This is a genomic window from Streptomyces sp. NPDC048419, assembly GCF_043200415.1.
Taxonomy (GTDB): domain Bacteria; phylum Actinomycetota; class Actinomycetes; order Streptomycetales; family Streptomycetaceae; genus Streptomyces.
This window is the reverse complement of the sequence record NZ_JBICXT010000014.1, coordinates 245,431-256,024: the sequence shown is the minus strand read 5'-3', so window position 1 is coordinate 256,024 and position 10,594 is coordinate 245,431. Positions and strand designations below refer to the sequence as shown.

Here is a 10,594-nt window from a genome sequence, read left to right as displayed (position 1 = left end):
GAGTTCTCAAGGAACGGACGCTTCCTTCGTACTCACCCTCTCGGGCTTTCCTCCGGGCGCTTCCCTTCGGTGTTTCCGACTCTATCAGATCCTTTTCCGATCCGATTTCCTCGGCGCTTTCCAGGTTTCCGCTTTCGCGTTTCCCTTTCCGGCGATCCCGACTTTATCAGAACTTTCGAGCCGGACTGACCGGCCACTCGTTTCCGATTTATCGGGAGAGGCTTCTTGGAAACCTGCGTTTCCGAGAAGCTGACAGACACTCACTGCCGCCGACCGGGTGAGACCCAGTTCCAGGCAACCGTTCGAATCTACCTCCCCACCTGCGCCGTGTCAACGGCTCCTGCGGGGCGAAGAAGAGACTAACAGTTCAACAGGCGTGTCCGCACATCAGGCGGCCGTCGGCACCGTGGCGCTGCGTTCCGCCGCCTCGACGTCGCCCGTCTCACCGGCTCGGGCCGCTCGGCCACCCAGGACGAAGACGTAGGCGAGGAAGGCGGCCTCTGCGGCGACCCCGATGCCTATACGGGCCCAAGTGGGCAGGCCGGACGGGGTCACGAAGCCTTCGATGGCGCCCGAGACGAAGAGGACGAGAGCGAGGCCGATCGCCATTCCGATGGCTGCGCGGCCTTCCTCGGCGAGAGCCGTGCGCCGGGAACGGGGGCCCGGATCTATGAGTGTCCAGCCGAGGCGGAGGCCGGTGCCGGCGGCTACGAAGACCGCGGTCAGTTCGAGCAGGCCGTGCGGGAGGACCAGGCCGAGGAACGTGTCGAGTCGGCCGGCCGAGGACATCAGTCCGAAGCCGACTCCGAGGTTGAGCATGTTCTGGAAGAGGATCCAGAGGACCGGAAGGCCGAGGAAGACACCCAGGATCAGGCACTGGGCGGCTGCCCAGGCGTTGTTCGTCCAGACCTGGGCGGCGAAGGACGCCGCCGGGTGGCTCGAGTAGTACGACTCGTACTGGCCGCCGGGGCGGGTGAGTTCGCGCAGCTCGCTGGGGGCGGCGATGGTGGCCTGCACCTCGGGATGCGTACCTATCCACCAGCCCAGCGCGATGGCCACGGCGGTGGACAGAAGGGCGGTGGGGACCCACCAGCGACGCGATCGGTAGACCGCGGCAGGGAAGCCGTGCGTCAGGAATCGTGTGACATCGCGCCAGGAGGCGCGCCGGTTGCCTGTCACGGCGCCACGCGCGCGTGCCACGAGCTGGCTGAGGCGTCCGGTCAGCTGAGGGTCGGGAGCGCTGGACTGGATCAGGGAGAGATGGGTGGCCGTTCGCTGGTAGAGCGCGACGAGTTCGTCGGCCTCCCCTCCGCTGAGACGGCGCTGGCGCTTGAGGAGCGCGTCGAGGCGGTCCCACTCGGCCCGGTGGGTGGTGACGAAGACGTCGAGGTCCATCGGTCTGCCTGCTCCTCGGCTGTTCGTCGGCGGCTCGTCGTGGAGTCAGCTTGTCGTACTGGGGCGCGATGCGCCCTCAGCTTGGCAGACTGACCGTTCAAGGGGCAGCCAAGGGAAGGACGACGGGCGTGAGCGAGCTGGTTACGGGCGAGGCGGTGGCGTTGGAGTTGCGCCCCGCGAGGTTGCCCAGCAGGGCTCTCGCGGTGTTGCTCGATCTGGCGGCGGCCATGGTCGTCTACATCGTCCTGACCATCGGTCTCGTCGCTTCCACGGCTTCCTTGGACGACGCGGCGCAGATCGCGGTGTCGATCGCGAGTTTCGTGCTGGTGCTGGTGGGCGGGCCCATCGCGGTCGAGACGCTCAGCCATGGGCGGTCTCTCGGGAAGATGGCGTGCGGGCTGCGGGTGGTGCGGGACGACGGCGGCCCGATCCGGTTCCGGCATGCGCTGGTGCGGGGTGGGATCGGTGTCATCGAGATCCTGATGACGTTCGGGGTCATCGCCTGTATCGCGTCGCTCGTGTCGGCACGCGGCCGACGGCTCGGTGACGTGTTCGCGGGGACACTCGTCGTACGGGAAAGGATTCCCGTCGGGCGGACGGCCTTTCTGCCTCCGCCGCCCCCCTGGCTGGCCGGGAAGTTCTCCGGGCTTGATCTGTCCGCGGTGCCCGACGGGTTGTGGCTTGCGGTTCGTCAGTATCTGACGCGGATGCAGCAGCTGGACCCGCAGGTGGGCTGGGCCATGGCGGAGCGGCTCGCCTCGGATCTGGCGTCTCGTACGGGAGCGCCGGTTCCGCAGGGCATTCCGCCGGCGGCCTATCTGGCGGCTGTGATGCAGGAGAGGCAGGCTCGGGAGGTACGGCGGGCCTTCGCGAACGGTTCGGCGGCCGGGGGCACCGCTGTCGGCGGGCAGCTCGCGGGTGTTGCGGGACCGCCTGGTGCGCCGGGTTCGTACGGGGCACCAGCTTGGCCTGCTGCCGTGGTGACCGCGCCGCCTTCCGCCGACGTCGGGCAGACGGTTCCGACCGTTTCCCGGGACGTGCCTCCGTCCGTCGCTCCCACCGACGGAGAGCGCGGTACCACCGAGTCCACCGGGTTCGTGCCGCCGACGTAGCCCGGGCCTCACGGTCAATCTCGCTCAGGCGAGTGCGGACGGCGGCGATTCGAGGTCTTCCAGCTCGATGCCGGGTGCCGCGAGGACCACGTCGCCGGCGATGTGCACGGCGTGCTGTTCGCCCGTGTCCAGGGCTGTGACCTGGTATTCGTCCACGGTCAGCGGGGCGTTGTCAGTGGCGTGTGTTTCTCTGTTCACCAAGGCCCAGGACTGGTCCACGGTGCGCGGGGCGAGGACGGGGTCCGTGAAGGCGACGAGGCGTACGCGGGTTGCCGCGGCGGAGGGGGTGAGGCGCAGGAGACGGGCGGTGGCGACGAGGAACGCGGGGGATGTGCCGGTGAAGGCGTGGGCGCGCACGTTGCCTTCAGTGGCATGGGTCCCGGTGGGGTCGGTACGGACCCAGGTGACGCCTTCGAGGGCGGCGCCGCGGACCTGCCAGTCCGCAGCGTGGAGTTCGAGGCGGATGGGGCGGCCGAGTTCGTCGAGAGCGAGGTCGACGGAGCCGATGTGGTCACCCGACGAGCTGGTCAGCTGGGAGACGTAGCGCCAGCCGGAGGGGCCGGGGGCGCAGTGGAAGTGTTCTTCTGCGAGGGGGGTGTGATCGTGCGGATCGTGGAGCGAATACCGGCCGCGGGGCATGGGGGTCCTGGGTCTTGACGGGGTGGTCCGGCCACAGCGGCCAAAGGGGCAGGCCCCCGGCACGGGGGTGCGGGGGCCTGCCTCGGAGGAACTGCTGCTGGTGAGCGTGTCAGCGCACCGACGCGCTCACCATGGGCTGATCCGAGCCGCTCAGTAGCGGTAGTGGTCCGACTTGTACGGGCCCTCGACCTGCACGCCGATGTACGAGGCCTGCTCGGGGCGGAGCGTGGTCAGCTTCACGCCGAGCGAGTCCAGGTGGAGGCGGGCGACCTTCTCGTCGAGGTGCTTGGGCAGCACGTAGACGTCGGTCGGGTACTCGTCGGGCTTGGTGAACAGCTCGATCTGGGCCAGGGTCTGGTCCGCGAAGGAGTTGGACATCACGAACGACGGGTGACCGGTGGCGTTGCCCAGGTTCAGCAGGCGGCCCTCGGACAGGACGATGAGCACCTTGCCGTCGGGGTAGGTCCAGGTGTGCACCTGGGGCTTGACCTCGTCCTTGACGATGCCGGGGGTCTTGGCGAGGCCGGCCATGTCGATCTCGTTGTCGAAGTGGCCGATGTTCCCGACGATGGCCTGGTGCTTCATCTTGGCCATGTCGGAGGCCATGATGATGTCCTTGTTGCCGGTCGTGGTGACGAAGATGTCGGCCTTGTCGATGACCTCGTCGAGGGTCGTGACCTGGTAGCCGTCCATCGCCGCCTGGAGCGCGCAGATCGGGTCGATCTCGGTGATGATCACGCGGGCGCCCTGACCGCGCAGGGACTCCGCGCAGCCCTTGCCCACGTCGCCGTAGCCGCAGACGACCGCGGTCTTGCCGCCGATCAGGACGTCGGTGGCGCGGTTGATGCCGTCGATCAGCGAGTGGCGGCAGCCGTACTTGTTGTCGAACTTCGACTTGGTGACGGCGTCGTTCACGTTGATCGCCGGGAACAGCAGGACGCCGTCGCGCTGCATCTCGTACAGACGGTGGACGCCGGTGGTGGTCTCCTCGGTCACGCCGCGGATCTCCGAGGCGAGCTGGGTCCACTTCTGCGAGCCGTCCGTGATGGTGCGGTGCAGGAGCTCGAGGATGACGCGGTGCTCGTCGGACTCGGCGGTGTCGACGGACGGGACCTTGCCGTCCTTCTCGTACTCGACGCCCTTGTGTACGAGGAGGGTGGCGTCACCGCCGTCGTCGAGGATCATGTTCGGGCCGCCGGTGGCGGTGCCCGGCCAGGTCAGCGCCTGCTCGGTGCACCACCAGTACTCCTCCAGGGTCTCGCCCTTCCAGGCGAAGACCGGGATGCCCTGGGGGTTGTCGGGCGTGCCGTTCGGACCGACGGCGATGGCGGCGGCCGCGTGGTCCTGGGTGGAGAAGATGTTGCAGGATGCCCAGCGGACCTGCGCGCCCAGGGCGGCCAGGGTCTCGATGAGGACGGCGGTCTGCACGGTCATGTGCAGGGACCCGGTGATGCGGGCGCCGGCCAGCGGCTGGGTCTTGGCGTATTCCTTACGGATCGACATCAGGCCGGGCATCTCGTGCTCGGCGAGAGTGATCTCCTTGCGGCCGAACTCGGCCAGCGAGAGATCGGCGACCTTGAAGTCCTGTCGGTTGTCGACAGTCGTCATTGCGAGCTGCTCCTCGGGGTTGGGGCGAGGTGGGTACGGCTGGTCTGCACGGCGGCGGACACAGGGGTGCCCGAAGAGGACACTGGGCATGCCCGCGTACGCGCAGCGCAGTCCGTCGGAGGCCCTCTCTCCCTCGGCCGGTCCGCGGTGGGACCGCCCGACCGCCATCAGCAGCGACGTCTGGCTCCCAACCAAGCTACACCGGTCGACCCGGCCGCCCCAGTCCGCCTCCGAACGCATCCCGTCGATCACCGTGGACGGCGGGTGGGGGCCGCAGGGATGCCGGGGCGCGATAACAGGACACGTACGAACGGGAGAACAGGTGCCTGCAGAACCGCATGAACAGGGACTTTTGCATCTTTGCGGGGAGCGTCAGGTGATGCAGGATGCCTCGGAGATCGGGAACTTCTGATCGTTCCTGCGGGGCGTCCGGGACGGCGCTTCGCGTGACGAAGGCGTTAGGAGATCGACGTGACCAGTCCGGCCGGCCCTCCCCCCACGGGCAACGGCGGCACCGAGCGGAAGCGGCTGAAGCTGCTCGCGGTGACCGCGTGCCCGACCGGCATCGCACACACATACATGGCCGCGGAGAAGCTCGCGCAGGCAGCCGAGAGCCGCGGCATCGAGATGAAGGTGGAGACGCAAGGATCCATCGGGGCCGAAAATGTCCTCGATGACAACGATGTCAGTACCGCGGACGGTGTCATAGTCGCCGCGGACAAGGACGTGGACCTCAGCCGTTTCGCGGGCAAGCGGGTGCTCAAGGTCGGAGTGGCCGAGGGAATCCGTCATCCCGAGCGGCTGATCGAGCAGGTGCGGTCGGCGCCGGTACACGAGCCCGGGAGCGCCGCGGCCGCCTCGTCCGCGGGCGGTGGCAGGGAGCGGAGCGTCGCGTACAAGGCGCTGATGAACGGGGTCAGCTACATGATCCCGTTCGTGGTGGTCGGCGGGTTGCTGATCGCCATCTCGCTCTCGCTCGGCGGGCACACCGACCCCTCCGGTGGCCTGGTCATCCCGAAGGACTCCTTCTGGATGGACGTGAACAACATCGGTGTCATCGGCTTCACGCTGATGGTGCCGATCCTGTCCGGGTACATCGCGTACGCCATCGGCGACCGGCCCGCGCTCGTGCCGGGCATGATCGGCGGCTGGATCGCGAACACGGGGTCCTTGTACGACTCCAAGGCGGGCGCCGGCTTCATCGGGGCGATCGTGACCGGGTTCCTCGCCGGGTATCTGGTGCTGTGGATCAAGAAGGTCAAGGTCCCGAAGTTCGTACAGCCGATCATGCCGATCATCGTGATCCCCATCGTGGCGACTACGGCGCTCGGGATGTTCTTCATCTACGTCATCGGCAAGCCGATCTCGTGGGTGTTCGAGCACCTGACCGGCTGGCTCGGCGGGATGACCGGCACGAGTGCGATCCTGCTCGGCTCGATTCTGGGGCTCATGATCGCGTTCGACATGGGCGGACCGGTCAACAAGACGGCGTTCCTTTTCGGCGCGGGGCTCATCGCGACCGGCAACCAGACGGTCATGGGCATGTGCGCCGCCGCGATCCCGGTCATGCCGCTGGGACAGGGGCTGGCGACGCTGATCCGGAAGGGGCTGTACACCGAGCAGGAGCGGGAGACCGGTCTCGCGTCCCTGTTCATGGGGTGTTTCGGCATCTCCGAGGGCGCGATCCCGTTCGCGGCGGCGCGGCCCGCGCAGGTCATCCCGGCCAACATGCTCGGCGGCGCGGTGGCCGGTGCGGTCGCCGGCATCGCGGGCGTCAAGGACGCGGTGCCGCACGGCGGGCCGATCGTTGCGGTGCTGGGCGCGGTGAGCGGCGTTCCGATGTTCTTCGTCGCGGTGGTGATCGGCACGGTCGTCACGGCGCTGACGACGGTGGCTCTGGTCGACGTCGGTGAGCGCAGGCGTCGCGCTGCGCCCGTGGTGGCCGTCGCGGGTGCGGCCGGTCCCGAGCCGGCGCTGGTCGCGGTGGGAGCAGGGGCGTCGTCGACTGGTTCGGCTGCGTCCGCTGTCGTACCGACGCAGGCGGTGAGCGGATCTCCCCTGGCCGTTTCGGATGCTGCGAGCGGATCAACTGGATCGACCGGATCCGCATCCGCATCCGCGGACGATCCGGCCGAGTCCGAGTCCCAGTCCGCCGACACCGACACCGACACCGGTGATACCGCTGCTACCGGCCCAGACGTCCTCTCCGGCTACCTCACCGATCAGACCGTCACGGTTCGGCTCGGCGCGCGGGAGAAGGAGGCCGCGATTCGCGAGATGGCGGAGCTGCTGGCGCACAGCGGTGACGTGACGGACGTGGACGAGCTCGTGCGGACGGCGCTGCGGCGTGAGGAGCAGGGCACCACCGGGCTCGGCGAGGAGATCGCGATTCCGCATGCCAAGACGGACGCGGTGACCGCGCCGGTCGTCGGATTCGCGCGCTCCGACGAGGGCGTCGAGTGGGGCTCGATGGACGGTACGAAGGCGCGGCTGATCTTCATGATCGCCGTGCCGCAGGCCGCCGCGGGCGATGAGCATCTGCGGATTCTGGCGCTGCTGTCACGGAAGTTGATGGACGCCGGCTTCCGGGAGCGGCTGACGGCGGCCCAGGACGAGCGCGCGGTCCTCGGGGTGCTGGGCGAGATCCGGTAGGGGTGCCGGGCCCGTGCCGCACAAGGCGCGGGCCCGCACAGTCGGTTCACAGAGGGCCGCTAGCCTCTGCGCCGGCGCGGATGTTCCGCGTGGGGAGGGAGTGGCGATGAGCAAGGCCCGGAAGCTGGGCATATGGGCGGGGGTGCTGGGGCCACTGGGGCTGGTGCTGGTGGTCGTTGCGCTGGCGAGTGCGTGGGCCGGCTACCACGGGACGACCGTGGCCAGCGAGAGCATGTCGCCGACGTACACACAGGGGCAGCAGCTGGTGTACGAGCGGATGGACGGGACCGGCGTGCGGCGGGGCGACGTGGTGCTCTACACGGCGCCGGATCGCTATCAGGGCGCCGCCGTCCTGCAGCGCGTCGTCGGCGTGGGCGGCGATCACATCGTCTGCTGCACGGGGGAAGGCACGGACGAGCGGCTCCTCGTGAACGGCAGACCGCTGGCCGAGCCCTACGTGTCGGACGGGATCGTCGACGGGATGCACCGGCCGTACGACGTGAAGGTGCCGAAGGGGCGGCTCTTCATGCTCGGTGATCACCGGACGAATTCGCGAGACTCGCGGTTCTTCGCCGACGACCACGGCGGGACAGTGCCGGTGAGCGCGGTCCAGGGCCGCGTGACGGACGACTACACCGGGCTGACGCTGCTCGGGTTGGCCGGGCTGGTGGGGCTGCTGCTGGCGCTCACCGGGCTCGGGCTGGGCATCGCGGCCGTCGCCGTACGGAAGCGTGTCGTGGTGCCTCCGCCCCCGCCCTGGGCCGTGCAGGTGTGACGAAGGGGCCCGCCGAGCGCTCGGTGGGCCCCTCTGCCGTACGAAGCGGTGTCAGTGACCGGCGGGGTGCGACGCCGGGCCTCCCGGCGTCGCCTCGCGGTCCGGGCCCTTGGCGGCTTCCGCCTCGCTGTAGATGTCCGGCTCGAGGTAGATGACGCGCGCTATCGGGACCGCCTCGCGGATCCGCGCCTCGGCGGCGTTGATGGCGGTGGCGACCTCGGCGGCCGTGTCGTCGTGCTCGACGGCGATCTTGGCGGCGATCAGCAGCTCCTCGGGGCCGAGGTGGAGCGTGCGCATGTGGATGATGCCGGTGACCGTGGCGCCGTCGACGATGGCGTCCTCGATCTTCCTGACCTCCTCCACGCCCGCGGACTCACCGAGCAGGAGGGACTTGGTCTCGGAGGCGAGGACGAGCGCGATCATGACGAGCAGGACGCCGATGCAGACGGTGCCGATTCCGTCCCACACGCCGTCACCGGTGAGCAGCGCGAGGCCGACGCCGCCGAGGGCGAGGACCAGACCGATGAGCGCGCCGAAGTCCTCCAGCAGGACGACGGGCAGCTCGGGGGCCTTGGCGCGGCGGATGAACTGCGACCAGGAGAGCTTGCCGCGCAGCTGGTTGGACTCCTTGATGGCCGTCCTGAAGGAGAAGCCCTCGGCGATGATCGCGAAGACCAGGACGCCCACCGGCCAGTACCAGTGCTCCACCTCGTGCGGGTGGCGGATCTTCTCGTAGCCCTCGTAGATGGCGAACATGCCGCCGACCGAGAACAGGACGATGGAGACCAGGAAGGCGTAGATGTACCGCTCGCGGCCGTAGCCGAAGGGGTGCTGCGGGGTCGCTTCGCGCTGGGCCTTCTTGCCGCCGATCAGCAGCAGGAACTGGTTGCCGGAGTCGGCGAGCGAGTGGACGCCCTCGGCGAGCATCGACGACGAACCGCTGAACGCGAACGCCACGAACTTCGATGCCGCGATCGCGAGGTTGGCGCCGAGTGCCGCCACGATCGCTTTGCTGCCGCCTGACGCGCTCATGTGTTCGCGATGTCCCTTCGCCTACGTACCCTGCGCCGGCCGGGCCCTCGCCCGCCGCCTTTGCCCGTCCTTTGCCGGTGGGCCATTCTTGCAGCCCCGCCCGGAAGCGGCGTCTCAGGTGTCCACAACCCCGGTCATACGATCACAGTGGCGCGGAAGATCGTGCCCGCTCCGGAGACTTCGGCCTGTTCGCCGGCCGGGACGAAGACCGACTGGCCCGGGCGCAGTTCGTGCCCGTCCGCCCGCACCGTACCGGCCGTGCAGAGCAGGATCTGCGGGGTGTCGCGGGTGAGGTCGTGGGTGGTGCCGCTCTCGGGGAGGACGTACCGCGACAGCCGGAACTCGTCGATCGGCGTCTCGTAGACCTCCTCCCCGTCCGGCGACGCCTCGGGGCGCAGCACGCCCGGGTCGCTCGCCTCGAAGCGGACGATGCGCAGGAGTTCGGGGACGTCGACGTGCTTGGGGGTCAGGCCGCAGCGCAGGACGTTGTCGGAGTTGGCCATGATCTCGACGCCGAGACCGTTCAGGTAAGCGTGCGGGATGCCGGCGCCCAGGAAGAGGGCCTCGCCGGGCTGCAGGCGCACGTGGTTGAGGAGCATCGCGGCGATGACGCCGGGGTCGCCCGGGTAGTGGTGGGCGATGTCCGCGTAGGGGGCGTACGCGCCGCCCAGGCGGGTGCAGGCGGAGGCGGCCGCGGTGACCGTGCGGTGCATCTCCTCGCGGTCGGCCGTGAGGATCGCCGTGAGGACCTCGCGCAGGGCGGCGTCCTCGGGGTGGGCCTGCAGCAGGTCGACGTACGGCTTGAGGGAGTCCACGCCGAGGCCGGCCAGCAGGTCGGCCGCCTGGAGCGGGTCGCGGAAGCCGCACAGACCGTCGAACTCGGTGAGCGCGCAGATCAGTTCGGGCTTGTGGTTGGCGTCCTTGTAGTTGCGGTGCGGGGCGTCCACGGGGATGCCGCGGCGCTCCTCGTCCTCGTAACCCTCCTTGGCCTGTGCCAGGTCGGGGTGCACCTGGAGGGAGAGCGGGGCGCCGGCGGCGAGGATCTTGAGTAGGAAGGGCAGCCGGGGACCGAACTTGGCCACGGCCGCCGGGCCGAGCTCCCGCTTCGGATCCGCGTCGACGACCTCGACGAGCGTGCCGCGCGCGGTGCGCGAGGGTGCGCCCGGGTGGGCGCCCATCCACATCTCCGCCTGCGGTTCACCGCTCGGTTCGACGCCGAGGAGGGCAGGGATGGCGGTGGCGGAGCCCCAGGCGTAGGGGCGGATGGTGTTGTCCAGGCGGTCCATGCGGTTGCGGTTCTTTCTGCCGGGTCTTTGTGCGTACGACGTCTTGGTGCGGACGAGGCCTTGTCTTCGCGTGGCGTACGTACTCGTCCTCGCGT

The 10,594-nt window shown here is 69.2% G+C and carries 8 protein-coding genes; 3 read left to right on the top strand and 5 right to left on the bottom strand.

What is annotated here, in order from left to right; genetic code table 11:
* Positions 1 to 387 precede the first annotated feature (387 nt).
* Positions 388 to 1,395: a stage II sporulation protein M gene (locus ACGFYN_RS28110; protein WP_393868652.1), complete on the bottom strand. Its 1,008-nt coding sequence runs from the start codon at positions 1,393 to 1,395 to the stop codon at positions 388 to 390.
* Positions 1,396 to 1,523: 128 nt separating this feature from the next.
* Between ACGFYN_RS28110 and ACGFYN_RS28105 the strand changes: the two genes are divergently transcribed.
* Positions 1,524 to 2,507, top strand: coding sequence for an RDD family protein (locus ACGFYN_RS28105; RefSeq protein ID WP_393868667.1), 984 nt, complete (start codon positions 1,524 to 1,526; stop codon positions 2,505 to 2,507).
* A gap of 24 nt (positions 2,508 to 2,531) precedes the next feature.
* On the opposite strand, the gene ACGFYN_RS28100 is transcribed toward ACGFYN_RS28105, so the two are convergent.
* Positions 2,532 to 3,146 (bottom strand): hypothetical protein, encoded by a 615-nt coding sequence (locus ACGFYN_RS28100; protein ID WP_393868651.1) that lies wholly within the window; start codon positions 3,144 to 3,146, stop codon positions 2,532 to 2,534.
* Positions 3,147 to 3,296: 150 nt separating this feature from the next.
* A complete protein-coding gene (gene ahcY / locus ACGFYN_RS28095; protein ID WP_393868650.1) occupies positions 3,297 to 4,754 on the bottom strand; it encodes an adenosylhomocysteinase in 1,458 nt (485 codons plus the stop codon).
* A 471-nt stretch (positions 4,755 to 5,225) separates the two neighbouring features.
* On the opposite strand from ahcY, the gene ACGFYN_RS28090 reads away from it, so the two are divergent.
* Both ACGFYN_RS28090 and lepB read left to right on the top strand, forming a co-directional pair.
* Positions 5,226 to 7,406: a fructose-specific PTS transporter subunit EIIC gene (locus ACGFYN_RS28090; RefSeq protein ID WP_393868649.1), complete on the top strand. Its 2,181-nt coding sequence runs from the start codon at positions 5,226 to 5,228 to the stop codon at positions 7,404 to 7,406.
* Between the two features lie 106 nt (positions 7,407 to 7,512).
* Positions 7,513 to 8,181: a signal peptidase I gene (lepB, locus tag ACGFYN_RS28085; protein WP_393868648.1), complete on the top strand. Its 669-nt coding sequence runs from the start codon at positions 7,513 to 7,515 to the stop codon at positions 8,179 to 8,181.
* Between the two features lie 51 nt (positions 8,182 to 8,232).
* On the opposite strand, the gene ACGFYN_RS28080 is transcribed toward lepB, so the two are convergent.
* Positions 8,233 to 9,213 (bottom strand): cation diffusion facilitator family transporter, encoded by a 981-nt coding sequence (locus ACGFYN_RS28080; RefSeq protein WP_393868647.1) that lies wholly within the window; start codon positions 9,211 to 9,213, stop codon positions 8,233 to 8,235.
* Between the two features lie 134 nt (positions 9,214 to 9,347).
* Positions 9,348 to 10,499 (bottom strand): mannose-6-phosphate isomerase, class I, encoded by a 1,152-nt coding sequence (gene manA, locus ACGFYN_RS28075; protein ID WP_393868646.1) that lies wholly within the window; start codon positions 10,497 to 10,499, stop codon positions 9,348 to 9,350.
* Between the last annotated feature and the right edge of the window lie 95 nt (positions 10,500 to 10,594).

What these genes read in the sequence shown, in the direction of transcription:
- ACGFYN_RS28110 (WP_393868652.1), bottom strand. Translation starts at nt 1,395, where the DNA reads ATGGACCTCGACGTCTTCGTCACCACCCACCGGGCCGAGTGGGACCGC.
- ACGFYN_RS28100 (WP_393868651.1), bottom strand. Translation starts at nt 3,146, where the DNA reads ATGCCCCGCGGCCGGTATTCGCTCCACGATCCGCACGATCACACCCCC.
- ahcY (WP_393868650.1), bottom strand. Translation starts at nt 4,754, where the DNA reads ATGACGACTGTCGACAACCGACAGGACTTCAAGGTCGCCGATCTCTCG.
- lepB (WP_393868648.1), top strand. Translation starts at nt 7,513, where the DNA reads ATGAGCAAGGCCCGGAAGCTGGGCATATGGGCGGGGGTGCTGGGGCCA.
- ACGFYN_RS28080 (WP_393868647.1), bottom strand. Translation starts at nt 9,213, where the DNA reads ATGAGCGCGTCAGGCGGCAGCAAAGCGATCGTGGCGGCACTCGGCGCC.
- manA (WP_393868646.1), bottom strand. Translation starts at nt 10,499, where the DNA reads ATGGACCGCCTGGACAACACCATCCGCCCCTACGCCTGGGGCTCCGCC.